Origin of the sequence: Thermococcus camini (assembly GCF_904067545.1) — an archaeon.
In the GTDB taxonomy this organism is placed as follows: Archaea; Methanobacteriota_B; Thermococci; order Thermococcales; family Thermococcaceae; genus Thermococcus; species Thermococcus camini.
Window position 1 is genome coordinate 1,530,754 of record NZ_LR881183.1, and the last position, 25,478, is coordinate 1,556,231.

The window sequence follows — 25,478 nt, forward strand, 5'->3', positions numbered from 1 at the left end:
GATTGATGAGACCTCCCCTGTACACCGGGGAAGAAGGACAGTTCAGGGTGAAGCTGGGAAACTTTCTGATGGGAATGGCAGTAATCTCAGGTATTATAGGGATAGCTGTGGCTCCGCCGCTTTCGATTTTCTCGCTACCCATGTTGGCAGGAGGATTCTATTTAAGGCAAAGTGGGAAGAGGTTTCTAAAAGGGTACATCGGGGAAGTCCGCGTCCTTGAGGTTCTGGAAGGTATAAACGGATATACTGTCTCAGATGTCGTCCTGCATGATGGAAGAAATATTGACCATGTCTTTATTTCGGAGAGGGGAGTGTTCGCAATCGAAGTAAAGAACTATAACACGGATGTCATGGTGGACGGGGATAACTGGTGGATACACAAGTCTGCTGGCTGGGCAAAAATAAAAAGCATTAGCAAAGCAACAAAAGCGCAGGCCCTTGAGCTATCAAGATTCATAGAACGCTCTACTGGACAAAAGATTTTTGTTAAACCGGTGATAGTGTTTACCGGTTCTGGAACTGTCATAGGAAAGTCAACTGTTCCCATCCTGACCCCGGACACGTTGAAAAAGTTCATCCTTGAGGAAAAACGCAGTCTTGATCAAAAAATTGTTGAAGAGATAGTATCCAACCTCGAAAAATTTGGACATACGATAACGGAGGGTCGCTATGAAGGTTGAATATCCCGCCTTCGGGAAGATAGTCGTCGATGGAAAGGTCTACGACCACGACATCGTGATCTATCCAAGCGGAAAAATCGAGAGGCGAAAAAAGTGGCTCAGCAAGGAAAAGCACGGGACAAGCCATAGGCTCGACCCGGATGAGCTGAGGGAGTACCTGAAGGAGGAGTTCGACGTTTTGATAGTAGGAACCGGCGCCTGGGAAAGGCTGTCACTTTTGCCGGAGAGCAGGTCGCTCGTAGAGGGGAAAGAGGTCTATGAGCTTCCCACAAGCGAGGCGGTAAATCTATTCAACGAACTGCACAAAAAGAAGAGAGTTCTCGCGATTTTCCACGTCACCTGCTGAGGAATCTCTGGACAAGGAGAACCCCCAAAGTTGCCGCGGTTAGTGCATAGGCGTAGCCGAAAAAGTACCAGATCCCGGCAACGGTTCCGAGGGCGATTCCGTTGAGGAGCATCAAAACCAACACATGGCCGAAGTTGGTCTCAGGAATAGAGAGTTCCTTTTCGTTCCAGTAAAAGAAGGCCATCGCCACGGAAGATGTTAGGAGGGGAAGCACCACGGCAGCGGGCAGGAGAACTATCTTCCTTGGGTCGAGGTAAGAAACCGCAAGGACAAGTCCCGCTCCAGCAGTGACCGGAAGGGCGTTCATGACGAGGAGCTTCCCCCTGACGAACTGGCCCACCGTTATGGGCAGACTCCTAAGGAACTCGAATTCCTTCCCGTCTATTTTGAGCACAGTGTCAATGCTGATTGATGCAACCCACGCTATCATGAGGAGGACAGACGCAACGGCCCATTCTCTCACGGAGCCGGAAATGAGAAGATTGACTGCACTCGGCAGGATTATGAAGAGGGGGAAAATCAAACCCACGAGGAGGGCGCTCTTCCTGAAGGCTATCCTCAGATCCTTGAGGGCAATGGCCAGAACCGGATGGTGGGTTTCGGCCTTGAAGCGGACGTTTCTGGAGCGGGAAACCTCCACCCCCTCCTCAAGCCTTCCCCAGAGCCGTCCAAGGATAAACAGGTAGAGCGGAACTAGAACGGTGAGATAGCCAAGAACCAGAAGGAGAGAGTGGAGGGGATCGGCTATCGATGCAACCGAGAACGGATAGGCTATCGAGTACCTGGCAAAGAAGGGCAGTATCTCCTCGTAGTGCTCGTTGATGTAGCTCTGAAGGTAGTTGAGGGCATAGAACATGCTGATGAAGAGTATAACCCCAACGGTTCTGGCGAGGGTTCTGAGCTTTGAGAACCTGCCGCCGACGCTCGCCGAACCGAAGAATGTGAAAACGATCAGTCCAAGGACGTGGCCGAGGAACGCCCCCGTAAGGATCCAGAGAAGGCCGAGTACCCCAGAAAGTCCGTATTTTGTGGCCATAGCAATGACAGCCGGCAGGAGGGCTATAACGGCGGGAACGTTGTCTATCGCCAGGAGAACGCTGAGATACTTTGAGCCGGTCCTTATCGGCAGAGGCTTGAGAGGCTCAAAGATTCCCATCGAGACGGCGTAGGAAGCGTTTACCGTCGTCGTGTAGAGGGCCATCACGAAGGGCAGGAGCGCGTAGGTCGCGAACATAACGGACGCCCTCGTCTCGTCCTCCGCTCCGGCGATACCTCCAGCCATCATGATCCCGAAGAAGAGAAAGGCAACGGACTGGAGGGCTATGCCCCTCTTCATGTCCCCGGAGTTCCTGAGCTGCTTCCTGAACTTCTCCGGGTCGGCCGCTATCTGGGGGTTGCTCTTAAGGCGCCTGTAGTGAAGCTCCCTGTAGAGGATTCTGACTATCTCGAACATGCTCCCACCCTAAAGGGCCTCCTTAAGGGCCATGACTATTCCGGCCACCTCTTCCTGACTCTCGGTGAGCTTGAGGAACACATCTTCAAGGCTCTCCTCGTGTGCAAAGCTTTTGAGCTGCTCCACAGTTCCTTCAGCGATTATCTCACCGTTGTATATGACACCAACGCGGTCGCATATAGTCTCGGCCAGAGCCAGAACGTGGGTGGAGAAGACTATGCTCCTGCCCTCCTCCCTGAACTGGAGTAAGAGTTCCCGCAGGATTCGGGCGCTCTTGGGGTCGAGACCGTTCATGGCCTCATCGAGGATGAGAACCCTCGGGTCGTGGAGCATGGCGGAGATGAGTGAGATTTTCTGCCTTGTGCCAAAGCTCAGAGAACCTATCATCTCGCCGAGATATTTTTCTATTCCGAACGCCCTCACGAAGGTCTCAACGCGCTCCTGGAGCTCTTCCGCTGGAATTCCCCTCACGCTTCCGATGAAGTTGAAAAACTCAACAGGGGTGAGGCTCTCGTAGAGAACCGGTGTTTCCGGGACGTAGCCGACTATCCTCTTCACCCGGAGGGGGTCCTTGGAAACGTCTATCCCGTTGACGATGGCCTTTCCTCCGCTTGGGGGAATTATTCCGGCCAGGATTTTCATCGTCGTGCTCTTTCCGCTCCCGTTGGGGCCGAGAAGGCCGTAAATTTCGCCGTCTTTGACCGTGAAGGTTATCCCTTTGAGTGCCACGTTAGAACCGAACCTCTTGACGAGGCCTTCGATCTCTATCATTCCACCACCGATGGTAATAACGGGGAGGCCTTAATAAACGTTATCCCTTGAATGACTCTTCATAAGAGGAACTCTTAAATAGAATAAGGTACATAAGTGGGTAAAACCCAAGCCTCTGTACGGGTCCCAATTTCGTTTCTTGCCCGCAGGTTTGAGTTTGGAGGCGGTATCATGAGGAGAGGTACCACGCTTTTGCTGTTCATTTTATTGAGTGTCATTGTGCTCGTGGGCGGGTGTATCGGGAACACCCCCTCTTCCACGGGCACAATGACTGGAAATTCGGAGGAAGATGGCGGTGGGACTGCCTCAACGATGGAAAGCTCAACAACCGAGACGGGAACAACTGAAACTGTAACCGAGACCCAAACATCCACAGATACAGGCACTGAAACTCCAACCGAAACACCACCCAATGAAAGCCTAAGCTACGACGAGGACGGAAACGTCCTCTGCGAAGGTGAAGACCCTGACCTTGGCTGTGAAGCCGGAGAGACCAACGGGAACGGAACAGGGCCCGGGTTCTCGCTCAACTTCGACTTCAACGTGAGCCTAACTCCAGTAATAGTGCCGGTGACGATGGTTAAGGCCAACTTCAGCTACGCCGGGCCGATAAGCTCGATGGCCTTCTCTCCGGGAGAAAGGGACGTTATCGACTGGATAAGCGTATTGACATCGAGCAGAGACCCGGGTAAAAACTTCGTCTTCACAATAAAGTTCGCGGACGAAGAACTGGCGGAAACCTACATCCACGCGGAGGTCTTTTACGACGTAATCCACAACAGGAAGATAACCTACGAACCGACCGTTCTATACTTCGATGAGGGGAGTGAGTTCGGAAGGATGTGGGAACTGCATCTTTACAGCGGTGGCTTCACCCTCTATGAGGTGGGTGAAAACGGACTGATTGAGCTCTCCAGCGGAAACGTGGACGTCAGGGGTTCATCGGTGAGCTTCACCATCGAGAACTTCAGGGATGTTTTTCCAAGGAGGGTCTACATGAGAGCCAAGGCCGTCCCGATGGGGGATGGCGAGATAGTGCACTACCCAGGCAACGGTGTCTTTACCATCGAATACGAGAGGGGATGGATAGACTACACCAGCTCCTCCTACTACGGAGAGCCCGGAGGAAAGTTCAGCCTCCACGCAAAGGCCCACTCCTACGACCTGAGCCTGAGCCTCTACTTCGAGAGTGAGGAGGAACTACGAAAATTACCGGTGTTATTCTACATCGACAGCACCGACAACGGAAGGGCCGACTGGATTGCATACATCTATGCCGACCACTACCTCCTGAAGGACTCAACCGGAAACGTCTATCGCGAGGGAAAAGCCTTTGCGGACGGCAACGTCCTCAACGTCACCCTGGAGAACCTCTTCAGCCTGATCCCCTGGAGGTACTTCCGGGGCTGGTTCGGCAACATGGACTACCGCTTCCCCGCGAAGGCAAACCTCTGGTTCAACGCGACCGAGGGGTTCTCGGTGGAGAAGGACGTTGAGAGATATCTGGTGATAGTGGTCGAGGACGTCTACATAAAGGGCAACAAAGACCAGGCGGAGGGTGAGATACAGCTCGTCTCGTGGGCCTATGGCGTTGACTGGCCGGAGGGCAAGGTTCTGCCCATCAACTACAGTCCGATATACACCTTCGGCTACCCGGTTGCCCATTGGGTTGAAGCGGAGGACAGGAGCAGGTTGCTCTACCACGATGACAAGGCTATCAGCCTGGACTACGCCTTTGTAAACGGCTATCCAGTCCTGGCGATGCCCTTGGAGGAGGCGGAAAAGTACAGGCTGATAGCATTCAAAACGGCCGCGTGGGACAGGGACGAGCCCGGTGACTACGTGAGCATGGGCGCCGGATTCCTCATAGATACCGCCATAGGTTTCGCGACTGGTGAGATAAGCACCGCCCTCAAATACGCCTACACGGGGGGCATGTGGACTAACCAGCTCATAAGCGGAAAGAGCGCCACGGACGTCTGGGGAGAGGTTTTTAACTGGCTCGTTGGGTCCGAGCCGGACATGATTGGAGTTTCTTCCTACGCTTTACCGCCGAACTCCGCCGAGTTCAGGAAGGGGGCCCTCGTGAAGGTCCCGTCAGAGGACGGAAACATGCTCGTCACGTACCTCCTCTACACGGTCGAGGTGCCGAGGACGCTCAGGTACGCATCGCTCAGCTCCCAGCTCCATTCAGTGGACTTCACGAAGGACACCGAGATAGGGCCGGATGAATACTACATCTACGCCCGTTCCTGTGCCGGGTTTACCGAGGCGAGCGGCGTGAACGTTCCCCAGGACTTCCATAAGCTTGAGATAACGTCAATGGCACCTGTGGGAAGTGCCTACTCCTACCCCAAACTTAGAACGCAGGGCGGCGAGCTGACCTACGACGTTGACGCATGCATGCCCTCGGGAAAGCTGGAGCACGGGGCAATATCAAAGGAATCCCTCTTCCTCCACAAGGAACTCCTGAAGAAAGACAGGGCCGACGTCCCCTTCCTGTACATGGAGTACTCCGGCTGGGAAGAGGATTCAGGAAAGTGGGGCAACGACGACGACCCCATGGGGAACGTGGGGATAACCCTGCTCTTCGATGGCGAATACTTCGACTGGGAGCAAGATTCGGCGATCCCGACCAAGGCCTTTGGTCTGAGCTTCAACGTCTGCGGCGTTTCCGGAGGCTGCTCACGGGTCAGTCTGTGGGCGGACGTCGAGGAGGGTTAGTCTCTTTTATTTCCTCCAGTCATGTCCCTTCCACACGTTGGGGAGGTAGAAGCGGTTTTTCCTCAGCCGTTCCTCAACCATCGCCATTCTTAACTTTTCTTGAACTGGAACGTCTCTTCTGCCCGTTGTCATTCCGAAAACCGGATGTATAGCCAGTATGCCGAAGTTTTCGACTCCCTTATCCTTTTCCACAACCTTAACGGGAATCTCTGTGTATCTTGATTCTCCAAAGAAGAGTCTCTTCAGGGGGGAATCTATTCCGTGGGGTATTTCATCGACGTGGAGGGGATACAGGAATGGCACAAGCAGGAGTGATGAGTAGCCCGCGAGAATGTAGCTAGGACGAAGAGCTTTTTCGAGCTTTCTAGCAAGCTCGTGCTCGTTTTTCACCGAAGACAGATACTCGTCAATCTTGGGAACTAAGTTTCGGAGGAGTTCTGCACTTCTCCTGTACTTTCGGTCCGCAAGAACCTCCTGGAAGCGTTCAACGTGGTCAAACTGGACCCTCAGGGGTAGCACTTCGAGGGTGAAATTGTTGGCCACGTATTCTCCGGTTATCCTGTGGACCCTGAAGGGAACCGGAAGCTCCCAATCCTCACTCAGGGCAAATTCAAACTTGAAAACCGGCCTAAGGGAAAATCCGGAGGCCATAAATAGACGTTTAAGGGACGGATAGTAGTCCCTCATGAAAGCCTCGAATGAAACCTCCCTGCTCTCTCCCGGCTTCATGTTCCCTCCAGAAGGCTTGAAGAAACGCCCACCCCCTGAGAACATAGGCAGCCTGATGTGAAAATCCCTGTTCAGAAGCAGGTTTCTGATGAACCCTACGAGTGAAAGGTAAGCCACCCCCTCTGAGTAGTTTTCGTCGTTTCCCGTCAGTCCAACAAAGATTACGTGCTTCTTTCCTCCCTCATACCCTCTGAGTCGTTTTATCACCTGACGATACAGTTCTATCCCATATGCGTTGTTGTCGTGCCTGTAGCCGGGGTAGGGAGAGATAAACACGAGAACGTCGTGGTTTTCGAGGTTCACACCAAAGGCCAGGCTTGATGTTCCAACAACGTTGCCTCCGAGTTCCTCGTTGGAAAGACCAATCTCTGAGTGGACTGGTGTTGTGGGGTACCCTCTTTCCACGAGGAACTCTGTTAAGTCATCGACGTAAAGACGGTTGTCCACGTAGAACACGACTTTCCCGTCTTTTAACAAGTTTTCAAGATTTACTTCCCTCTCCCCCAGAAGTTCGCTGGCACCAGCTATGACTGCGTTCCAGTCCGGAATTTGGGAATGGACACCCAGACCCATCGCGTAGTATTCGAGGGGGAAGTCGAGATGGATGCGGTAGTAAACAGCCCTTATCGAGTTCACTTTGAACTCTCTAACTGCGGGGTCTTCCTCAACCCTGGACACGAGGACCTCAAGGGGCGTGTAAACCATTCCTCTGCTCGAGAGATGTTTCTTAAAGGTATCCACGTATAGGCCTGGGTGCGTCATGGAAGCGTCGAGAATGGCTACCTTAGTCCCGCGAGGGTTTCGGGAGAATGTTCTAAGAAAACTGAGCGTGCTCTCAACGGCCCCGGCTCCTGAGTTGGTGAACTCGTCGAATACCACTAGGTCGGTATACTTGAGCACACTTTTCCAGCTCCCTGGATTTAGATACTGGAACGCTTGGGAAGTTGCAAGGACAACCCCCGGTTCTTCAGTGCGAAGAGACCCTAGAAGTTTCCTCGATGCCTGATAAGTCCCTGTTTTCGGTGCTTCAAGGGTCTCAACATAGGTTTTTCTCTTTTTCAGCTTCCTTCGGGCACTTGATGATACAAGGAGAGTTTTTATTCCGTTTCTTTCTAGTTTTCTCTTGGTTTCGCTTAGAATGTGCAGGCGGGGTGATATAAAGAGCACCTTCCCACCGTTACTAACGACATCTGAAGCATACCTCAAAAACACATAGTTCTTACCAGCCCCCTGGTCTGACGCATCGATGATGAGGTCGAATTCCTCTAGATACTTCATTAGGTCCTTTTCATGCCTGAGTCTTCTCTTCATAACTCCGATATAGAATGGCCTCGGCGTTTTAATGTGCCCCATGTTTTGCTGTATTGGTCTTTTGTCCCACCTGAGCTGGATCCCCTTATCCTTGCTTTTCTTGTGGAAGTAAAAGGTCCCGCTTGTCTCGTCGTACTTTATGAATGCATTTCCGGTGTAGAAACCGTCGAGAATTTCCCTGGCATGCTCCATGAAAGACTCAGGCATCATCTTTTCCAGCAGTTCAAGTAGCTTGGAGTAGTATTCGCCTATGGCAGAGAAGGAGCCGAGTTCTAGTATTGAAATCCCAAGCGGGAATACAACGACGGCCTCAATTGGAAATCTGTCGAATTTCCGCGCATAGTTGAGAACCTTTGCATACTTGCCCGCGGCGTTATAGAGGGTTTTGAAACTGTATCCACTAATCCTCTTCACCCTCGTCAGAAGTTCTTCCATTGAATACGTCTCAAAACTAACGCTCCAGGCAACGTTGGTCAAGTCTGCGTCAAAGTAGCCGAACAGCACCTTGAAGTCCCCAATGGCAACTGGGGTTCTTCCATTGAAAGCTATAAAATCTGGATACAGATAACCAAGGGAATATCCAACAGGGGCCTCTAAAAGGAACGTTTCGTACCGCTCCCCTAAAATCTTTCCCGTTCTGTATCCCATCTGAAGGAGAGACAAAATGTTGGCAACATCCGTGTTTGCTAGGAGGGACCCGTCTATGGAGAACTTGAGGGCCCTCTTGACCTGTTTCTTCCTAAATACTTCAACGATTCTGGAAATTCTTGCATCCCTATCCAGGCCCTTTTCGAGAACGTAGTTGTACAGGGGCAGTGATTCCCCCGCAATCTCCCTCGCCATTTCTAAGAGGGTATCGTCTCCTTCAAGGAGGGCGTCTTCAAAATCCTCCACGTCGTAACCGTCGGGTAGTTGGTAGGCCTTTGAAGCAAGACCCGCTTTTACTCCAAGCTCAAATGCCTCCCCATAAAGTACCGTTAAAGGATTCTCCTTCATTCCACAACCCCTCCCAGGAGCAAGGACGGCCGAATGACCTTTCTCGAAACGTCCGGATAAGGGGCATAGAACAGACGCTTCGTTCCGGCCAAGCTAACCCCTCCCTTTTCATCGGCCAATCCCAATGTAAACAGCATCTCCTCGTCTGAGAGAACGCCCTCCGAAAATAGCATCATCAGGGGATGCCTGTAGATGCGGGACTCGGAATTCTCCTGGGGGTCCTTTGTTACAAAAACCCGGGCGTTATGTCCCCCAACCTCAAGCACCGCCAGCCACGACCGGTAATGCTTTTTGATGCCCATGGCTCTGTCGAACTCTTCTTTTGATAGAACCAGTCCATCCCAGTCCACGAATATAGCTGAAGCGGGTAACTCACTGAGAGTTTCTCCAAGTTCAACGTTTCTGAGACTCTGCACATGCACAAGATGAACCCCATCGTCTTCAACAGCATTTTTTATGTCTTCAAATATCTTGGGATGGCTATCGAGAGCTTTCCTCGGGTTGTCTCTCCTGTATATTATCCTCTCTGGAAGGAGCCTGACGCGCTTTCCGTCCAAAAGCCCGTAAGTGGAAGTCTTCAAGAGCCTGACGTAGTAGTTTGAGCTACTCGTTGAATCCCCCACTCTATAAAGGGACCTCGCAAATACCCCGTGAGCGTAAATCTTGATGTGAGTCGCAACGTCCCTCCCGTCAATTGAGAGAAGGTATCCCGCGGTGGAGGTGTTTCTGAGGGACATGGCGGCGTAGTACTCTTCCCTGTGCTGGGAAATCCTACCCCAGACCCAGTGCCTGTCAAGATTGTCCTCGTACGCCTTTAGCTTTGATGCTCCGACGTACCAGGCCGTGGACGGCTGTTTTCCTCTCTTCGAAGGATTAAGCAGGTAGACCACCCCTCCAGTACCGTCTTCAAATTCGTACAGGCGATAGGGAACGACTTCGTTTCGTTTTTTCGACGGTACCTTTTCCCAGAGGTTGAGCGCCTCCTCATCTCCAATTGGTCCATAAGGATAGACGTCGTGGCCAAAGTTCTGAACGTTTACCCTTGCCCTCTCCCCAGTACCATGGAGCAGATCCATGTTCTCTACTCCATCCAGCAGGTGGTAATAGTAGTCGTGAACGACCGTGTTCCTGTCCCTCGTGTTGAGGAAATTCAGAAAAACAACGTGGCCCTTTGAGAACTCCAGCCCCTCAATTCTAACGGCGTTTCTCAAGAGCGCGTAGAGAAGGACTGAATCAAAGGTTGCCTTGATGACGCTCGTCCATTCCTCCACTTCTTTTGACCTTTTTCCTGAGACTAACTCAAGATTCTGCTGGAGGACTTCGATGGTTTCTGGTAGGTAATAGGAGTTGGCCATCATCACCGTGAGAAGTTCCTGGATGTTCTTGACCTTCGGTGTTCCTGTTTTGTTCTTGAAGAAACTCACGAGGTATGTTGTTTTGGTGACCTTATCCACCTTTGTGGGTCGAATTGAGCCTATTCTAACCGTTCCTGTGGGGCGCACGTAGAGAGGAATTGCGTCAAGCCCTCCGAGCTTACGCTTTTGTGAGATTTGAACAAGCCTTCCTCGGACTCTGGGAAAAACCTTCTCCCTGAGGGCAAAGAGGATCTTCAGTTCCTCCGGTTCCAACCACTCAATCCCGTAATGCCTTAGAAACTCAACAACCTGTGGGTTGTCCTTATGCTTTAGGAGGATTCTTAGAACACTCCTATTCTCGTTCCAGCCCTCCCCAAAGAGGGGGACAGAGTAGAACTTCCCGGAGTTTGGGAAAACTGCCAGACGGACGGTTCTTATTATCCCTGGAAAAGACGGAAAACTCTTGCCCTCGTAGTTCAGTCTCATTAATTTCTCCGAACTCTTGCTGGGGAGAGTCTTCAGGACGTCCCTGTACTTCTGGTGACCTGTGGAAGGGTTGAAGTTGTAGGTGAGATAGTCCATTAGAGATTCCCACAGCTTGTTGAACACCTCTGAATCAAAGGCATCCCTCAGAACCTCCCGATAGTAGGTCCCAATAACCTCTTCCGAACTCTCGCCGTTCACGAGCAATCCTACTGGGATGCCTTCCCCATTATTTGATAGCTTTCCCCACAGGATTAGGAATTCCGATCGGGGTGAGGGTATGTCCGATACCCTCCGTGCCCTTGAGATTTGCTTGACGTCCTTTTGATAACCAATGACACCCTGAGATTTAACCATCCCCAACAGTACGTCTCCAAGACGATAATCGTCGTGAATAAGAGCGTGACCCCAGTCGTAGAGGTTTCTCATGGGAACCTCGTTGTCCAGGAGAATCCTTCGAAATTTTCCATCGGGTGGTCCAAAATACATTCCCGAACCAATGTAATCATTAAAGGCGCTTACTAATGCCCTCTGGAGCTTGGAACTTTCTCTTATGTAAACCTCTCTATCACTCACTAAAGTCACCTATCCATATGGCGAAGTCAGAATATAAGAGCTTTTTGGAATCTCCTAGAGGTTTAGGATAAACAAGAGTTATGAATATAGCCTACTTCCACTCCAAATGCGCCTTCCTCACCTCAAGCACGCCCGAATAGCTGCATTCGCTCCACTTCTTCTCGACCTCATCGAAGACTATCCTCGCCCTGAAGAAGGGGGCATCTCTCACAAAGGTCTCGAACTCACCGCCCTCACCGGCGACGTGAATTTTGTACTTCTCATGGAGCTTCACAAGTTCCTCCAAAGCTTTCTCGTCAATCCTCCTTCCGAGCCAGCTCTCGTCGAGGCCATAGGCTGCCGTGCCGACCATGACAACGTCAAAGATGCTGATTATCTCGCACATATACTCGATTGGGTCGCGGTGCCAGGCCGGGGCGAAGCTCTCTATGCCGAGCTCCTTTGCTACCCTGTCAACGCGCTTCTTCTGGTACTCACTGGCCAGAGCACCGGCAACGACGCCGTCTATCTTAAGCCCCTCAAGGACGGCCTTCATCTCCTCAACTTCCTTCTCCTTCTCACCGCTGGTGAAGCCCTTGACGAGGGGAATTCCTATCGCCTTCGCCTGGAGCTCTGTGAGGTGGATGTTCGGCACGTGGTACATGTAGCTCTCGTCGCTCTCGCTCACCATCGAGACGAGGTACCTGACCTCAAATCCCTGCCTAAGCGCCCAGTAGAGGGCGTAGTTAGAGTCCTTCCCGCCCGAATACAGCACGGCAACGCGCATCTCTCTCACCCGAAAGCTTCAAATCATTGGTCGGATAACCATCACTTGAGAGAGGCTCGGCGGGGGCTTTAAAAAGGTGATGTCGATGGCGCCAGAAACGGCGGTTATTTTGGCGGCAGGTCTCGGCACGAGGATGGGAGAGAAACCCAAGGGGCTCCTGAAAGTCGCCCGGAGGGAGATCCTGTACCGGACGCTTACCCTCCTCGGACAAAACGGCGTTGAGAGGTTCATAATAGTCACCAACGAACGCTATGCAAGACTTTACCGTGAGTTCTTGGAGAGGCACGGCTTCAACGCCGAGCTGGTAATCAACTCCGAGCCGGAAAAGGGCAACGGGCACTCCCTCCACCTGGTCAAAAACCACGTCTCAGGAAGATTCGTTCTGGTGATGGGCGACCACGTTTACGGTGAGGAATTCATCAGGGAAGCCCTTAGGGGAAGCGGCCTGATAGCCGATAGAAAACCGAGATGGACGGACGTGGGCGAGGCGACGAAGCTCAAGGTTGAAAACGGCAGGGTGACGGAGATAGGGAAGAAGCTTGAGGGATGGGACGCGGTCGATACGGGCTTCTTTGTCCTCGATGACACAATATTCGAGATAACAGATGCGCTGGAGAGGGAGAGAGGAGGAGACTACCCCTTAAGCGAGATTGTTAAGAGGGCCGAACTGCCAGTTACCTTCCTCGACGGCCTCCCCTGGATTGATGTTGACACGCCCTCTGACCTTAAGATGGCCAAGAGGATGCTCGTCAAGACCGCGGTGAAGGGAACGGGCGACGGCTTCATCAGCAGGCACCTCAACAGGAAAGTTTCAACCGAGATAAGCTGCCTCCTCGCCGAGAAGGTCACCCCGAACCAGATGACCCTCATTACATTTGCCCTCGGAGTGATTTCGGCCTTTCTGACGCTCGTCAGCCTTCCGCTGGCGGGAATACTTTATCAGATTAGCTCAATCCTCGACGGCGTTGACGGCGAGCTGGCGAGAGCCCAGATGATGACGAGCAGGTTCGGGGGCTACATTGATTCCATCCTCGACCGCTACGTTGACGGCGCGTTTCTGGCCCTCCTGGCCTATTCGACCCTTACCGAGTCTCTCTGGTATCTAATCGCCCTCTTGGCACTCCTCGGCTCGGTGATGGTGAGCTACTCGACCGAGAGGTTCAAGGCCGCCTACGGTGAGGACGCCTACGGCTCGATTCCCGCCCTCAGAAAGCTCCCCGGCAAGAGGGACGAGAGAATCTTCACCACCATGCTCTTCCTTCTGTATCCGGTCGGGGCTTCGGTTAAGGCACTCTTCCTCCTTCTCGCAATAATCACGCACCTGCGGGTGGCGGCAACGGCGTATTTAATTTCTAGGAAAGTTTTGCAGCCGAAAACTATTTAACTGTTGTAAAATATCTTAGAGCAACTGAGGAGGTGGATGAAATGGTGAAGGTTGTCATACTCGGACAGGGCTACGTTGCCAGCATCTTCGCGAGCGGCCTTGAGAAGATAAAGGCCGGAAAGATGGAGCCGTACGGAGTCCCCCTTGCCGATGAGCTTCCAATCAAGATTAAGGACGTTGAGATAGTTGGTTCCTACGACGTCGATGCAAACAAGGTCGGCAGGAGCCTCTACGATGTCGTCAAGGTCTACGATCCGGAGGCGCCGGAGACCCTCAAGGGCATCACCGTCAGGAAGGGAATCCACCTGAGGAGCCTCAGGAACCTTCCGCTCGAGGCCACCGGCCTTGAGGACGAGATGACCCTCAGCGAAGCGGTAGAGCACCTCGTGAACGAGTGGAAGGAACTCAAAGCGGAGGTCTTCATAAACGTCTGCACCACCGAGGCCTTCGTTCCCTTCGGAAGCAGGGAGGAGCTTGAGAAGGCCATCGCTGAAGACAACAGGGACAGACTCACCGCCACCCAGGTTTACGCCTACGCGATAGCCCAGTACGCCAGGGAGGTTGGCGGGGCTGCCTTCGTCAACGCGATTCCAACGCTTATAGCCAACGATCCAGCATTTGTCGAGCTTGCCAAGGAGAACAACATGGCCATCTTCGGTGACGACGGTGCCACCGGAGCCACTCCGCTCACCGCCGATGTGCTCAGCCACCTCGCCCAGAGGAACAGGTATGTGCTTGACATAGCCCAGTTCAACATCGGCGGAAACAACGACTTCCTGGCTTTGACCGACAAGGAGAGGAACAAGAGCAAGGAGTTCACCAAGAGCTCGGTCGTCAAGGAGCTCCTCGGCTACGACGCTCCCCACTACATCAAGCCCACTGGATTCCTGGAGCCTCTCGGCGACAAGAAGTTCATAGCGATGCACATCGAGTACGTCAGCTTCAACGGTGCCCACGATGAGCTGGTCATCACCGGCAGGATAAACGACAGTCCAGCTTTAGCGGGCCTTCTCGTTGACCTCGCCAGACTTGGAAAGATAGCGGTCGAGAAGAAGGCCTTTGGAGCCGTTTACGAGGTCAACGCCTTCTACATGAAGAACCCGGGACCGAGAGACAGGCCGAACATACCGCGCATCATAGCCCACGAGAAGATGAGGATGTGGGCGGGTCTGGAGCCGAAATGGCTCTGATTCCCCTCTTCTTCCAACAAACCTTTTAATCCCATCAATCCTATTTCTTCCGGAGGGAAGCCGATGAGCTGGAAGAGGGGAGCCTATCCTGAGTTCACGCTTGAGGATGCAGTTGCGGTTCTTTTCATGCTCCAGAACCCGACGGGAAGAAAGGCCGTATCCGAGGCATTGGACCTTGGAGAGGGCAGTGTCAGGACCCTCTTGAGGAAGCTTTTGTGGCAGGGCCTTATACGCTCAACCCAGCGCGGACACTCGCTCAACGGGAGAGGAATGGAGCTTCTTGAGGGGATTTCCAGGCATTTCTCAGAAGTCCGCCGCGTAGGGGAGATTGAGGGCCACCCCGCATTCGCACTGACCGTGAGAGAGCCAGGGAAGTTCAAGAGCATCGAGCTCCGGGACGAGGCGATACGGTTCTTCGCAAAGGGTGCGATGATACTGGTAGTGAGGAACGGGGAGCCGATCTTTCCGGAGGATGGGAGACCGCTGAGCGAGACCATGCCCGAACTGGCGGAGAAGGTTAAGGGAGCGTTCAGGCTGGAGGACGGCGACCTCGTCGTGGTAACCTGGGCAGAGAAGGAAGCGGACGCCATGAAGAGCGCCTACCACGTGGCACTCTCCCTGAAGGAGGAGGTTCTTCCGGAGGAGATAAAGTCCCTCGTGAGGTGACGAAATGAGCGGGAGTGAAGACCGCAGGCTAATCCTGGCCCTTGACGTGTACGAACGGGAGAGGGCGCTTGAGATAGCCGAGTGCACCGCCGATTATCTGTGGGCGGTGAAGGTTAACTGGCCGCTGATAATCGGCTCAGGGTTGGAAATAATCACCGAACTCAAGCAGGTTACGGGACTGCCGATAATAGCCGACCTCAAACTGGCGGACATACCGAACACCAACCGGCTGATAGCGAGCAAGGTTTTCGAGGCAGGAGCAGACTACATAATAGCGCACGGCTTCGTCGGGAGCGACAGTGTTGATGCCGTAATGGGGCTTGGGAAGACCATAATAGTCGTCGAGATGAGTCACCCGGGTGCGAAGGAGTTCATCCAGCCAGCCACGGACAAACTCATCGAACTGGCCAACGAACTTGAGCCCTTCGGCGTTATAGCCCCCGCCACCAGGCCCGAGCGCGTTTCGTACATACGCTCGAAGCTGAAGCCGGGAATCAAAATCCTCACCCCGGGTGTCGGTGCCCAGGGCGGCAGAGCGGGTGATGTTTTAAAGGCCGGGGCGGACTACATAATAGTCGGCCGCTCAATCTACGCGAGCGAGAACCCGAGGAAAAGCGCCAGAATGCTGTACGCGGAGACGTTGGGGGTGTGAGAATGGAACTGAAGGTCAAGCACCCGCTCAGCAAGAAGGAAGTGAAGGAGATAATCCGGGAGATGAGCGAGACTTTCGGAGAGGAGATAGCGGGGAAGATGCTGAACAGGAAGGACAGGGTCGAGGTCGCGGAATTCGATAAGACGACGGAGATACTCCTGGTTAACGGGAAGCCATTCTTCATAAGAAGGAAGGGACTCATCTTCCCGCTTGTTATAGCGCTCTACGAGCTATCCAATGAGGAGAATCTGAGGGAGTGGCCCAGGCGCGTCGTGGTCGATGCCGGCGCCGTCCCGTTCGTCCTCAAAGGTGCAGACGTCATGGCCGCGGGGATAACGGACGCCGATGAGAGCATAAAGGAGGGCGATTTCGTCTTCGTGGTGGAGGAGGACTACGGAAGGCCCCTGGCGATAGGCATAGCCCTGATGGACGGAAAGGCCATGAAGGAGAAGCCCAAGGGGAAGGCCGTGAAGAACATCCACCACGCCAAGGACAGGATCTGGGAACTGACGGTGGGTTGATATGGGCGGGGAAACGGAGGGGAGGAGAAAAATCCGCGTCCTCGTCGGCGGGGTTTTTGACCTCCTGCACATCGGTCATATTCACTTTTTAAGCCAGGCCAAGGCCCTGGGGGACGAGCTGGTGGTTATAGTTGCCCACGACGAAACGGTGAGAAAACGGAAGCGCAGGGAGCCCGTGAACACGGCGGAGGACAGGGCGGAACTTCTGAGGGCACTGAAGATGGTGGACGAAGTCTACATCGGCTCCCCTGGAGGTATAGACTACGAGCTGGTGCGCAGGATAGACCCGGACATCGTCGCGATAGGCCCGGACCAGGACTTCAACTGCGAGCGCCTCCGGGACGCGCTGAGGAACCACGGAATAGAGGCGGAGGTCATACGGATCCCTTACCTCTACAGGAGCGACAGGGCAAAGACGAGCAAAATAATTCAGAGGATAGTGGAGGCGTACTGCGACTGATTTCAGGGGGTTATTCCAGAGCCTGGTTCGAGCAGATTATTCCATGGTTGCCGCTCGATGTCCATCCACCGGGAGTTGGGGCATGATTTAAGCGGGCTTATTCAACGGGTGAATCTAGGCATCTGGGTTAACGTTAAAGTTTGAACCTGCCCATGTAATCCCGCAGGAACTCCGGGTCTTCCCTCCTCACAGCGCTCAGAAGCTCCTCGAACTTCTTCTCACCCAGTGCCATTCTAAGGTAGTAGTAGAGGTTCACCGCATCTTCCACGATTATGCTCTGCCTCCTTCCCTCCTCGCCGTACAGCTCAATGAGCTTCCGGTTCATGTCCCTGCTTATGTAGAGGGTCTTCTGCATCTTCTCCTTCTTCATGTCCTTGGATTTCAGGGTACCCTTTTCATCCTTCTTCCTCGGCCTGGAAGGCCTCGTGAGCTCGTTAACGGAACCGTCAAAAAGCTTGGGAATTTTATCCTTCGACAAGCTCAACCACCTCGCGGGCAAGCTTTGAAAAGGCCTTTGCAGCCCTTCCATCACCCTCGAACTCGAATATGCTAACCCCCTGGCTCTGAGCCTTCTCCAGGGCTATGGCCTTCGGGATGGTCGTCAGAATCGGAGCATCGGGGTAGGTCTCCTTGAGTTCCTTGAGGCGCATCTTTGGAACCTTCGTCTGGCGGGTGAACTTGTTGGGAACCAGACCAAGGAGTTTAAGGTTCTCGTTGGTCTCCTGACGTATCATGCGCATCAGGTTGAACATCAGCTGCATTCCTATGACGCCAAAATAGCTGAGCTCCAGAGGTATGAGGACGTAATCCGAGGCCGTCAGGGAGTTGACCAGGAAGATGCCCATGCTCGGTGGGTTGTCAATGAGAACGTAGTCGTAGTCCGGCAGAACAGGAAGGAGGGCCTTTTCAAGCCTCCTCTCACGGTTGTAGGTGTTGATGATCTCAATTTCCTTGGCCGAGAGGTTGAGGTGGCTGGGTATCAGATGGAGGTTCTCTCGAACTTCCACTATGGTGCCCTCGATGTCGCTTTCCCTCGTCATCAGCGTCCCTACGTTGCTGTCACCGTGCTGAAGGACGTCCATGCCTATAAGACCAAATGTAAGGTTAAACTGGGGGTCTATGTCCACCACAAGAACCCTTCTGCCCATCGCGGAGAGAGCGTAGGCGAGGTTCATCGTCAGGGTAGTCTTTCCGACCCCACCCTTCTGATTGGCTACGCTAATAACCACTGCCATAGAACCACCTGTGTCCAAATGATGAAGGAAGAAATTCAAGCAATATCCAGGAAGTCGTCGAGAACCCTCTTCGCGTAGGGCGGAAGCTCCTTCCCCTTCTTCTCAGGCCTGCCCGATATCATATTGAATATCCTGTCGAAATCTCCCTCTTTGGACTTGAACGGCTTGACCGGCTCGGGAGCTATTATGTTGTCCTTCATCGACGAGCCGACCTGGAGGGCGTGCTCTCCACCCAGGATGTGCGGGCTTTTAACGCCGGTCATGATGACCATTGCCCTGACGACCTTGCCCATATCCTCGTCTATCCTGGCGCCCCACTTGATCTCGCTCTTCTCGCCGAGCTTCTCGTAAACGATGTTCATTGCGTCGTTTATCTCGCCGAGGCTCACGTCTGGACCAACGGTGAAGTGAACCAGTGCCCTATCGCCGCTGCCGTACTCGACCTCAAGCATCTTGTTCTCAAGGGCGTTCTTGACGGCATCAACCGCTCTGTTGCTGGAGTCGCTCTCGCCGATTCCTATCAGAGCGGCACCTCCGTTGTGCATGACGCTGTAAACGTCGGCGAAGTCAATGTTCACCATGGACGGAAGCTTTATGGTCTCGGTGATGCCCTTGACCATCCTGGCTATTATCTCATCGGCGAAGCGGAAGGCGGCATTGATGGGAAGCTTCGGAACGAGCTTGAGGAGCTTGTCGTTTTCGATTATGATGACGGTGTCGGAGTAGTACATGAGGGCCTTTATTCCCGCTTTGGCCTTCTCAATCCTTATCTTACCCTCGTTCTTGAACGGATAGGTCACAACGCTGACGACGAGCGGTTCCCTAAACCTTCCGTTGTGCCTGGCACGCTCCTTTATGACCTTGGCAACAACGGGAGCAGCGCCCGTACCGGTGCCGTTACCCATACCAGCGGTTATGAACACAAGATCGGCGTCACCTATGGTCTCGGCAATCTCATGGGCGCTCGCCTCGGCGGCGCGATAGCCTATCTCGGGGTTTCCACCGGAACCCTTGCCCTGCGTTATCTCCTTGCCGAGGAGAAGCTTCCTGTGCGCCTTCGTCCTGGCAAGGTGCTGGGCGTCGGTGTTCATGGCTATGAGCTCCGCGCCCTGAACGCCAAGCTCGTAGAGCCTGGTTATGGTGTTGTTTCCAGAACCACCAACACCGACGATGACGATCTTTATGAGGTCCTCAAGGTTCTCGTCGGAGAACCCATCAACCTGCGCTACCCTCGGCTCGTCGTCCAGATCGAGTTTTATTCCGGCCTGTTCTAAGAGTTTAAATACCATCGCCCCAACCCCCAATTCAGGTTCGACTATTAAATGACTTTGATTTTAACGTTGATTTCAGCGGCTTATTTCAGGACGTACTCAGGCGTTGAACGTTCCTCAGTCTCCAGTTGATAGAGCTCCTTCTTCAAAAGCTCGCGGATAGCTTCTCTGATTATCTCGCTTCTGTTGGGGTATACCCCCTTTCTAACGAGCTGATCCATAGCGTTGATAAGTCCCTGGGGAAGCTGTACACTGATGATCCGCATTTTGGCCATCCCTGCACCACCCAGTTCAGCAAGCCGCTGAAATAAATAGTGATTTAATTAGTTAAATACTTTGCGCTTGCTTAATATTATTGTGATAATATAATTTTCAAAAAATTTTTAAAAAATTGCCAATTTACAAAAAATTAACAAGTAATCAAATCAACGGGACTCAGAAAGGGTTTTAACGTCGAAGAATCCACCGGGGATGGGGTGGCCCGATGAAAGAAATTACGGAAAATCTTCACATCACGAAAGTATTCGTCAAAGATGCCGGAGAAATCATACCCTTGATAGGCGGCGACTTTCAGATAGTTAGTGCCGAATGCTGGGAAGAAGTGGCGTTTGCGGCGCTTTTGGTGCTCCGTTCATTTGAGAGGGACACCAACCACGCCAGAACCCCCGGCGGCGAGCTCCTCCTACGCCTTGCCGGAACACTCCAGATAAAAGATGCGATAGCAAAGCACGGTGTCAGGGAGGGGGAGAATTATCTTGTGGTCTTTGGGAGCCGCAATAGGGTCGGAGAGATTCTTGCGAAGCTGAACCTGGAGGAGCTGCCCATGACCGACTGCGGGGCAGAAAAATCGAAAAGATTTTTTGAAAAGGCGGCTCTCGTTGAAGTTTTATAGGCAGCCCATGGCCATTCATGTGCTTTATGGTGGATAGGTTTATAAAATCCCCTCATCATTCCCGACTGCCTGGGGTGATGTCTTCATGAGATATAAAAAACGCAAATACTTCCTTGCGGGCAGAATAAACCTCATCCAGCGCTCAAAGATTAGGGAGCTCTTCGAAAAGGCAAAGAAGATGGACGACGTTATATCCCTCGGCATCGGTGAGCCTGATTTCGACACTCCACAGGTCATAAAGGAGGCCGCTAAGAGGGCGATAGATGAAGGGTACACCCACTACACCCCCAACGCGGGCATCCCCGAGTTCCGTGAAGCGATAGCCGAGTACTACAAGACCCACTACAAGGTTGATATATCCCCGGATGATATAATCGTCACCGCCGGCGCCTACGAGGCCACCTACCTCGCGTTCCAGACCCTTCTGGAGCAGGACGATGACGTTATCATTCCAGACCCGGCCTTCGTCTGCTATGTTGAGGACGCAAAAATCGCCGAGGCCGGCATCCTGAGGATACCCCTCCGCGAAGAGAACGAGTTCCAGATCGACCCCGATGAGCTTGTTGAGGCCATAACCAAGAGAACGAGAATGCTCGTTATCAACTATCCAAACAACCCAACAGGCGCAGTTCTCAAAAAGAGGACTGTGAAGGCAATAGCTGACATAGCGGAGGACTACAACCTCTACATTCTCAGCGACGAACCCTACGAGCACTTCCTCTACGAGGGGGCGAAGCACTACCCGATGATCAAATACGCCCCGGACAACACGATTCTGGCAAACAGCTTCTCCAAGACCTTCGCCATGACCGGCTGGCGCCTCGGCTTCACCATAGCCCCAACCCAGGTTATCAGGGACATGATAAAGCTCCACGCCTACGTCATCGGAAACGTCACGTCATTCATTCAGATAGCCGGAATCACCGCCCTCCGCGACAAGCGCAGCTGGGAGGCTCTTGAGGCCATGCGGCAGACCTACGCGGAGAGGAGGAAGCTGGTTCTCCACCACCTCAACAAGATGCCCCACATCACACCGTTCAGACCGAAGGGCGCCTTCTACCTCTGGGCCAAGATCGACCCGGAGCTCGGGATGAGCAGCGAGGATTTCGCAGACTGGCTCCTCGAGAATGCCGGCGTTGTCGTCATACCCGGAACAGCCTTCGGCAAGGCCGGAGAGGGATGGATAAGGATAAGCTATGCCACAAAGAAGAGCCAGCTCACAGAGGCAATGCAGAGAATGAACGAGGCACTGTCAAAGCTCTAGCGGGGGAAAGGGATGGACGGCGTTCTGGCCATCTTCTTCGCCATTTTTCTAGCCGAGCTCGGAGACAAGACCCAGCTGGCAACTATGGCCTTCGCGTCCAGATACGGATGGAAGGTAGCGTTTATGGGGGCCATTCTTGGCCTCGCAGCGGTAAACCTCATCGGCGCGGTTCTCGGCGACAGGCTCGGCGACTTCATTCCCCTCGAACTGGTCCACAGGTTCGCAGGGGCGCTCTTCATAGTATTTGGCATCCTAATGCTGTTCGGAAAGCTATAAGGAGGGAGACTCATGGAGAAAAGATGGATTACCGTGCTTCTAAACACGCTCGTCGTCGCGGCGGGCTTTGGAACCATGCACATGCTTGAAAAGTTCGCGGGGATTGTGATAGACCACTACGGTATAACCGAAGCGGCCATGGGCTACCAGCAGACCGCTTACGTCGTCGGTCTGTTCGTCGCGTTCCTCCTCGGTGGAACGAGCCTGTTTAAGGGCTCCTTCAAGAGGAGCGTTGCCCTCATAATCAGCTTCGCGGCGATACCGCAGTTGCTGATTCCGTTCATGCCGAGCTGGGGCGGGGTTGTAGCGCTCCGCTTCTTCCAGGGTTTCATAGTCGCACTCATAGCTGTCTTCAGCAACCAGATTGGAAGGCTCTTCGTCGCAGAGAGGCCCTTTGCCAAGGGCATAATCCTCTCAGGCATATTCTGGGGCGGAATCTACGGTATAAACCTCGCCAAATGGGCCTCCCACAACTACTCCGATTGGGGAGCCGTCAAGGTTGCGTTCCTCGTTTCGGCCGCTGTAATGTACGCTGTGCTTGCCCTCTGGTGGCTCTTCATTGAAGATTTCGAGATTCCAAAGGAAAAGCACTCCTCAGGCTCAAACGTCTGGAAGATGCCATTCACCTGGGTCTTCGGCTTTACGTTCTTCCCCGCGCTCTGGATAATCTTCACCCTCGGTTCATTCACGCTCCACAACGTCAAATTCAGCGATGCCCAGGTTGCGAACCTTGTTATGACGCTCGAGGTCTCAATGGCACTGTGGTCAATAATAATGGGCTATCTCGGCTACCGCCTTTCAGTCAAGAACACCAGCAACCGCGGTCTCTTTAAGGCCATAGTAAGCGTCATGACGCTCTCCTACGCGGTGACCTTCGCGGGAATTTTCATTGTCTGGAAGGCGATCTCGGCGAACGACTACAGGCTGGCACTCATAGGAATCGCGATTACCGGAATAGTCCAGGGAACGGGACCGGCCTTCTGGACGACGGCACCGGCAACGTACCCGAAGAAAATCTATCCGGAGGCCAGCTTCGCCCTCGGCCTCATCTCCAATTCCGCCAACGCAGTGGCCCCCAACGTAATGTTCGTCCTCGTCCACGGCGTGACCACGGGGATGCTGATATATCTCAGCATGGCAATCCTCGGAATCCTTCTTCTCCTTGCCTCGGCAAGGATGAAGCTCCCAGTGGAGGAGCTCGGCGATGCGGCCTAAGCCCTTCGTCGTTTCTTTCTTTACATTACTCGCGGTTTTCTTCTACGGCATAGCCGCGATGAGTTTTGGGGAGAGGTACACGTTTTTTGGCTACATCCTCGTTGGGAGCGTGCACCTGCTCTTCGCCCACGGGATTTGGGTGGGGCACGAGACACTCGTGGACCTCTCGGCGTACATAGCCCTCCTCGACCTTCTCTTTGGACTCCTCTGGGTGATGGTTGGCCTTTCAATTCCGGCAATAACGCTGACACTCCTCTCGGCGCTGATTCTTTTCGTCCTGATGGACGAGGAAGTGAGGACTGAGCTCAAGATGCCGTGAGGAAACTTTGCTTGCGCAAAGCTTGACCAAAGAAACTTTGCGGGGCAAAGTTTCATCAAAGTTCGTGATTCCTGTGGTAGGAAGCTTTTTGGTGAGTGTTTGCACTTTCCAATAGCCCCTTTGGATGTGTGAAATTCCTCAAAGTTAAGAGCCGTTACCATTAGGTTCACACTTTCGCGTGCTCCGAAGGAGCTCTTTTTAGAGGAAACCTCGTTTAATAACCCCCTAAAGAGAATTTCCCTGAGAAAATAGCCGTTGGAAAGTGCAAACGCTCTCAGAATCCCAGTTGGGAGAAGAATCACACACTTTTGATCAAACTTTTGCGGAGCAAAAGTTTGTAATGGTGCGGGGGACGGGATTTGAACCCGCGAACCCCTGCGGGACGGGACCCTAAATCCCGCGCCTTTGGCCAGGCTCGGCAACCCCCGCGCGGATTGAACTTCTTCCCGGTGCTTTAAAAACTTTGAGGGGAAAGGCTTATAAGGATGTAAAGGAAGCTTTACGTAAAGGAAACTTTACATGGTGGGAGCATGGAGAGATGGAGGATTGTAGGTTACACAATCACCATAGCAACGGCCTCTCTACTGGCCGTTGCCTTGTGGATGGAGAACATGGAAATGGCTTTTGGAGTTTTAGTGACGGCAATCGCGGTTTCGTTCCTCTACGCTGACTGGCTCAAAAAACGAGGGGAGATTATAAGCGACGAGAGAACGCTCCGCATCGAGGAGATGGCCTCACGGAGAACCCTTCAGGTCCTAGTGTTGGCTTTAGCCTTTGCGGTCGTGGCGCTTTCCATTCTCTCCGAGAACGACCCAAGCCCGAGGAGCGCCTATTACCTGGCCATCAGTTTGATGGTCTTAACCTCGACTCTCAAACTGTATTTGAAGCACCACTATTCAAGGGTGATGTGAATGAAGTACGAAGGCCTGCTCGGGATTCTCATCACGGGCATGATAATCGGGCTGGCTTACTCAACAAAGTCCGGAAAAGCCCTTCTGGCTGTGGGAATTTTTGTGGCGGGCTTTTTACTCAGCTATCTGCTGGCTTGGTACTACAACTCAAAGGTTGAGAGGATTGAGGACGAGAGGAGCAGGCTCATAAGTGCGAAGAGCGCGAGGAATGGCTATGCTGTGATGAGCTTTTTCCTCTTCGCTGAATATCTATGGGAGTACAGCAGAGGAAACGTTGTGGTGGCGACGAAGCTTATAATTCCTCTTGCCCTTGGTGCGGCCGTGCTCCTGATTTCTCACTATCATTACAAGCGGGTGATGTGAATGAGGTTCGGGGTCATTCACTTCGTCTTTCTCTTCATGGCAATTTTCCTGATGAGTTATTACTCGCGAACCAGCACATACCTAAGCTGGTTCTTCTTCACCCTCGTCTGGCTCGGAACCTGGGCCCTCACGAAGACCTACGAGAAGGAAGTAGGGCCCCTCAGAGACGAAAGGACCGAACTGATAACCATGAAGAGTTTTTACCGAGGCATAGGAGTCGGTTTCATCGTTCTTGGCTACGAACTGATCTGGCTCGCTGGCCACGATTATGAAACGGTGGTTCTGCTTTCGAAGTGGCTCCTGTTGCCGACGTTGGCGGGTGTTCTGGCCGCTGCAGTCCTGAAGGCGCATTATGAGCGGGTGATGTGAGTGAACGAGCTCGCCCTGATTTCGCTGGTTGCCTTGATTGGGGGCGGACTCCTGGGCCATTTCATGACCCGGACGATAGTGAGGGATATCGGTCTTCCTCCAGACGAGAGGGCCTTTGAGATAACCAAACTCTCAGCGGCGAGAACGCTGGAGCTTGTCCTTCTCGTCACAGTGGCGGCGCTCTACTACTCGTGGCTGGTTCTCAAGGACGAGCGGTGCACCAACCTCGCCGTTCTGATATTCGCCACTATATTTTTCGGCAACCTGATCTTTAGAGCCTATTATGCGAGGAGGATGTGA

The 25,478-nt window shown here is 53.1% G+C and carries 27 protein-coding genes and 1 tRNA gene; 18 read left to right on the plus strand and 10 right to left on the minus strand.

Annotation, left to right across the window (positions count from 1 at the left end):
• Positions 1-5: 5 nt before the first annotated feature.
• Entirely contained in the window at positions 6-680 is a 675-nt protein-coding gene (locus tag TIRI35C_RS08385) for a nuclease-related domain-containing protein (protein WP_188202488.1), read from the plus strand.
• On the plus strand, positions 670-1,026 hold the full coding sequence (locus TIRI35C_RS08390; protein WP_188202489.1) for an Mth938-like domain-containing protein: 357 nt from the start codon (positions 670-672) through the stop codon (positions 1,024-1,026). Before TIRI35C_RS08385 ends, TIRI35C_RS08390 begins: the two co-directional genes overlap by 11 nt.
• On the opposite strand, the gene TIRI35C_RS08395 is transcribed toward TIRI35C_RS08390, so the two are convergent.
• Positions 1,016-2,479 carry a hypothetical protein gene (locus TIRI35C_RS08395; protein ID WP_188202490.1) on the minus strand — a complete coding sequence of 488 codons (1,464 nt, stop codon included), beginning with the start codon at positions 2,477-2,479 and terminating at the stop codon, positions 1,016-1,018. The genes TIRI35C_RS08390 and TIRI35C_RS08395 overlap by 11 nt on opposite strands.
• Positions 2,480-2,488: 9 nt before the next feature.
• Positions 2,489-3,250, minus strand: coding sequence for an ABC transporter ATP-binding protein (locus tag TIRI35C_RS08400; protein ID WP_188202491.1), 762 nt, complete (start codon positions 3,248-3,250; stop codon positions 2,489-2,491).
• Positions 3,251-3,562: 312 nt separating this feature from the next.
• Between TIRI35C_RS08400 and TIRI35C_RS08405 the strand changes: the two genes are divergently transcribed.
• Positions 3,563-5,974: a hypothetical protein gene (locus tag TIRI35C_RS08405; protein ID WP_246454735.1), complete on the plus strand. Its 2,412-nt coding sequence runs from the start codon at positions 3,563-3,565 to the stop codon at positions 5,972-5,974.
• Between the two features lie 6 nt (positions 5,975-5,980).
• Here the strand turns inward: TIRI35C_RS08405 and TIRI35C_RS08410 are convergent, their stop codons facing one another.
• The 3 genes from TIRI35C_RS08410 to TIRI35C_RS08420 all read right to left on the minus strand — a co-directional run bounded on the left by TIRI35C_RS08410 (position 5,981) and on the right by TIRI35C_RS08420 (position 12,190).
• Positions 5,981-9,010 (minus strand): hypothetical protein, encoded by a 3,030-nt coding sequence (locus tag TIRI35C_RS08410; protein WP_188202493.1) that lies wholly within the window; start codon positions 9,008-9,010, stop codon positions 5,981-5,983.
• Positions 9,007-11,424, minus strand: a complete 2,418-nt coding sequence (locus tag TIRI35C_RS08415) for a hypothetical protein (RefSeq protein ID WP_188202494.1) — start codon at positions 11,422-11,424, stop codon at positions 9,007-9,009. Before TIRI35C_RS08415 ends, TIRI35C_RS08410 begins: the two co-directional genes overlap by 4 nt.
• 91 nt (positions 11,425-11,515) lie before the next feature.
• Positions 11,516-12,190, minus strand: a complete 675-nt coding sequence (locus TIRI35C_RS08420; RefSeq protein ID WP_188202495.1) for a diphthine--ammonia ligase — start codon at positions 12,188-12,190, stop codon at positions 11,516-11,518.
• Between the two features lie 85 nt (positions 12,191-12,275).
• On the opposite strand from TIRI35C_RS08420, the gene TIRI35C_RS08425 reads away from it, so the two are divergent.
• From TIRI35C_RS08425 to TIRI35C_RS08450, 6 genes are all read left to right on the plus strand, one after another.
• On the plus strand, positions 12,276-13,574 hold the full coding sequence (locus TIRI35C_RS08425) for a bifunctional L-myo-inositol-1-phosphate cytidylyltransferase/CDP-L-myo-inositol myo-inositolphosphotransferase (RefSeq protein WP_188202496.1): 1,299 nt from the start codon (positions 12,276-12,278) through the stop codon (positions 13,572-13,574).
• A gap of 41 nt (positions 13,575-13,615) precedes the next feature.
• Positions 13,616-14,764, plus strand: coding sequence for an inositol-3-phosphate synthase (locus TIRI35C_RS08430; protein WP_188202497.1), 1,149 nt, complete (start codon positions 13,616-13,618; stop codon positions 14,762-14,764).
• Positions 14,765-14,827: 63 nt separating this feature from the next.
• A complete protein-coding gene (locus TIRI35C_RS08435; protein ID WP_188202498.1) occupies positions 14,828-15,430 on the plus strand; it encodes a DUF4443 domain-containing protein in 603 nt (200 codons plus the stop codon).
• Between the two features lie 4 nt (positions 15,431-15,434).
• Entirely contained in the window at positions 15,435-16,082 is a 648-nt protein-coding gene (gene pyrF, locus TIRI35C_RS08440) for an orotidine-5'-phosphate decarboxylase (RefSeq protein WP_188202499.1), read from the plus strand.
• Between the two features lie 2 nt (positions 16,083-16,084).
• Entirely contained in the window at positions 16,085-16,603 is a 519-nt protein-coding gene (locus TIRI35C_RS08445) for an RNA-binding protein (RefSeq protein ID WP_188202500.1), read from the plus strand.
• A 1-nt stretch (position 16,604) separates the two neighbouring features.
• Complete coding sequence (locus tag TIRI35C_RS08450; protein ID WP_188202501.1) at positions 16,605-17,063, plus strand: adenylyltransferase/cytidyltransferase family protein; 459 nt, start codon at positions 16,605-16,607, stop codon at positions 17,061-17,063.
• A 133-nt stretch (positions 17,064-17,196) separates the two neighbouring features.
• Here TIRI35C_RS08450 and TIRI35C_RS08455 read toward each other — a convergent pair whose 3' ends face one another.
• From TIRI35C_RS08455 to TIRI35C_RS08470, 4 genes are all read right to left on the minus strand, one after another.
• Positions 17,197-17,541: a P-loop NTPase family protein gene (locus TIRI35C_RS08455; protein ID WP_188202502.1), complete on the minus strand. Its 345-nt coding sequence runs from the start codon at positions 17,539-17,541 to the stop codon at positions 17,197-17,199.
• Positions 17,528-18,298 carry a ParA family protein gene (locus TIRI35C_RS08460; protein ID WP_188202503.1) on the minus strand — a complete coding sequence of 257 codons (771 nt, stop codon included), beginning with the start codon at positions 18,296-18,298 and terminating at the stop codon, positions 17,528-17,530. Before TIRI35C_RS08460 ends, TIRI35C_RS08455 begins: the two co-directional genes overlap by 14 nt.
• 35 nt (positions 18,299-18,333) lie before the next feature.
• Positions 18,334-19,587 (minus strand): cell division protein FtsZ, encoded by a 1,254-nt coding sequence (ftsZ, locus tag TIRI35C_RS08465; RefSeq protein WP_188202504.1) that lies wholly within the window; start codon positions 19,585-19,587, stop codon positions 18,334-18,336.
• 65 nt (positions 19,588-19,652) lie between these two features.
• Complete coding sequence (locus TIRI35C_RS08470) at positions 19,653-19,844, minus strand: ribbon-helix-helix domain-containing protein (protein WP_167889617.1); 192 nt, start codon at positions 19,842-19,844, stop codon at positions 19,653-19,655.
• A 209-nt stretch (positions 19,845-20,053) separates the two neighbouring features.
• Between TIRI35C_RS08470 and cgi121 the strand changes: the two genes are divergently transcribed.
• The 5 genes from cgi121 (at position 20,054) to TIRI35C_RS08495 (ending at position 23,535) form a co-directional block, all read left to right on the plus strand.
• Positions 20,054-20,461 carry a KEOPS complex subunit Cgi121 gene (gene cgi121 / locus TIRI35C_RS08475; protein ID WP_188202505.1) on the plus strand — a complete coding sequence of 136 codons (408 nt, stop codon included), beginning with the start codon at positions 20,054-20,056 and terminating at the stop codon, positions 20,459-20,461.
• Between the two features lie 85 nt (positions 20,462-20,546).
• Entirely contained in the window at positions 20,547-21,725 is a 1,179-nt protein-coding gene (locus TIRI35C_RS08480) for a pyridoxal phosphate-dependent aminotransferase (protein WP_188202506.1), read from the plus strand.
• 12 nt (positions 21,726-21,737) lie between these two features.
• Positions 21,738-22,001, plus strand: a complete 264-nt coding sequence (locus TIRI35C_RS08485; protein WP_188202507.1) for a TMEM165/GDT1 family protein — start codon at positions 21,738-21,740, stop codon at positions 21,999-22,001.
• Between the two features lie 12 nt (positions 22,002-22,013).
• Positions 22,014-23,216: an MFS transporter gene (locus TIRI35C_RS08490; protein ID WP_188202508.1), complete on the plus strand. Its 1,203-nt coding sequence runs from the start codon at positions 22,014-22,016 to the stop codon at positions 23,214-23,216.
• Positions 23,206-23,535 (plus strand): hypothetical protein, encoded by a 330-nt coding sequence (locus TIRI35C_RS08495; protein ID WP_188202509.1) that lies wholly within the window; start codon positions 23,206-23,208, stop codon positions 23,533-23,535. The genes TIRI35C_RS08490 and TIRI35C_RS08495 overlap by 11 nt, the downstream gene beginning before the upstream one ends.
• Positions 23,536-23,876: 341 nt before the next feature.
• Here the strand turns inward: TIRI35C_RS08495 and TIRI35C_RS08500 are convergent.
• A tRNA-Leu gene (locus TIRI35C_RS08500) sits at positions 23,877-23,964 on the minus strand.
• A 101-nt stretch (positions 23,965-24,065) separates the two neighbouring features.
• On the opposite strand from TIRI35C_RS08500, the gene TIRI35C_RS08505 reads away from it, so the two are divergent.
• The 4 genes from TIRI35C_RS08505 to TIRI35C_RS08520 are packed head-to-tail and all read left to right on the plus strand — an operon-like array spanning position 24,066 to position 25,478.
• Complete coding sequence (locus TIRI35C_RS08505) at positions 24,066-24,446, plus strand: DUF2178 domain-containing protein (RefSeq protein ID WP_188202510.1); 381 nt, start codon at positions 24,066-24,068, stop codon at positions 24,444-24,446.
• Positions 24,447-24,809, plus strand: coding sequence for a DUF2178 domain-containing protein (locus tag TIRI35C_RS08510; RefSeq protein ID WP_188202511.1), 363 nt, complete (start codon positions 24,447-24,449; stop codon positions 24,807-24,809). It abuts the gene before it with no gap.
• Positions 24,810-25,178 carry a hypothetical protein gene (locus tag TIRI35C_RS08515; protein WP_188202512.1) on the plus strand — a complete coding sequence of 123 codons (369 nt, stop codon included), beginning with the start codon at positions 24,810-24,812 and terminating at the stop codon, positions 25,176-25,178.
• Positions 25,179-25,478: a DUF2178 domain-containing protein gene (locus tag TIRI35C_RS08520; protein WP_188202513.1), complete on the plus strand. Its 300-nt coding sequence runs from the start codon at positions 25,179-25,181 to the stop codon at positions 25,476-25,478.

Bases quoted from the DNA above. Each gene is read 5' to 3' on its own strand.
- TIRI35C_RS08450 (WP_188202501.1), top strand. From the start codon at position 16,605: ATGGGCGGGGAAACGGAGGGGAGGAGAAAAATCCGCGTCCTCGTCGGC.
- TIRI35C_RS08400 (WP_188202491.1), bottom strand. From the start codon at position 3,250: ATGATAGAGATCGAAGGCCTCGTCAAGAGGTTCGGTTCTAACGTGGCA.
- TIRI35C_RS08445 (WP_188202500.1), top strand. From the start codon at position 16,085: ATGGAACTGAAGGTCAAGCACCCGCTCAGCAAGAAGGAAGTGAAGGAG.
- TIRI35C_RS08480 (WP_188202506.1), top strand. From the start codon at position 20,547: ATGAGATATAAAAAACGCAAATACTTCCTTGCGGGCAGAATAAACCTC.
- TIRI35C_RS08395 (WP_188202490.1), bottom strand. From the start codon at position 2,479: ATGTTCGAGATAGTCAGAATCCTCTACAGGGAGCTTCACTACAGGCGC.
- TIRI35C_RS08460 (WP_188202503.1), bottom strand. From the start codon at position 18,298: ATGGCAGTGGTTATTAGCGTAGCCAATCAGAAGGGTGGGGTCGGAAAG.
- TIRI35C_RS08425 (WP_188202496.1), top strand. From the start codon at position 12,276: ATGGCGCCAGAAACGGCGGTTATTTTGGCGGCAGGTCTCGGCACGAGG.
- ftsZ (WP_188202504.1), bottom strand. From the start codon at position 19,587: ATGGTATTTAAACTCTTAGAACAGGCCGGAATAAAACTCGATCTGGAC.
- TIRI35C_RS08470 (WP_167889617.1), bottom strand. From the start codon at position 19,844: ATGGCCAAAATGCGGATCATCAGTGTACAGCTTCCCCAGGGACTTATC.
- TIRI35C_RS08495 (WP_188202509.1), top strand. From the start codon at position 23,206: ATGCGGCCTAAGCCCTTCGTCGTTTCTTTCTTTACATTACTCGCGGTT.
- TIRI35C_RS08510 (WP_188202511.1), top strand. From the start codon at position 24,447: ATGAAGTACGAAGGCCTGCTCGGGATTCTCATCACGGGCATGATAATC.
- TIRI35C_RS08505 (WP_188202510.1), top strand. From the start codon at position 24,066: ATGGAGAGATGGAGGATTGTAGGTTACACAATCACCATAGCAACGGCC.
- TIRI35C_RS08515 (WP_188202512.1), top strand. From the start codon at position 24,810: ATGAGGTTCGGGGTCATTCACTTCGTCTTTCTCTTCATGGCAATTTTC.
- cgi121 (WP_188202505.1), top strand. From the start codon at position 20,054: ATGAAAGAAATTACGGAAAATCTTCACATCACGAAAGTATTCGTCAAA.
- TIRI35C_RS08405 (WP_246454735.1), top strand. From the start codon at position 3,563: ATGGAAAGCTCAACAACCGAGACGGGAACAACTGAAACTGTAACCGAG.
- pyrF (WP_188202499.1), top strand. From the start codon at position 15,435: ATGAGCGGGAGTGAAGACCGCAGGCTAATCCTGGCCCTTGACGTGTAC.
- TIRI35C_RS08485 (WP_188202507.1), top strand. From the start codon at position 21,738: ATGGACGGCGTTCTGGCCATCTTCTTCGCCATTTTTCTAGCCGAGCTC.
- TIRI35C_RS08490 (WP_188202508.1), top strand. From the start codon at position 22,014: ATGGAGAAAAGATGGATTACCGTGCTTCTAAACACGCTCGTCGTCGCG.
- TIRI35C_RS08420 (WP_188202495.1), bottom strand. From the start codon at position 12,190: ATGCGCGTTGCCGTGCTGTATTCGGGCGGGAAGGACTCTAACTACGCC.
- TIRI35C_RS08390 (WP_188202489.1), top strand. From the start codon at position 670: ATGAAGGTTGAATATCCCGCCTTCGGGAAGATAGTCGTCGATGGAAAG.
- TIRI35C_RS08435 (WP_188202498.1), top strand. From the start codon at position 14,828: ATGAGCTGGAAGAGGGGAGCCTATCCTGAGTTCACGCTTGAGGATGCA.
- TIRI35C_RS08385 (WP_188202488.1), top strand. From the start codon at position 6: ATGAGACCTCCCCTGTACACCGGGGAAGAAGGACAGTTCAGGGTGAAG.
- TIRI35C_RS08430 (WP_188202497.1), top strand. From the start codon at position 13,616: ATGGTGAAGGTTGTCATACTCGGACAGGGCTACGTTGCCAGCATCTTC.
- TIRI35C_RS08410 (WP_188202493.1), bottom strand. From the start codon at position 9,010: ATGAAGGAGAATCCTTTAACGGTACTTTATGGGGAGGCATTTGAGCTT.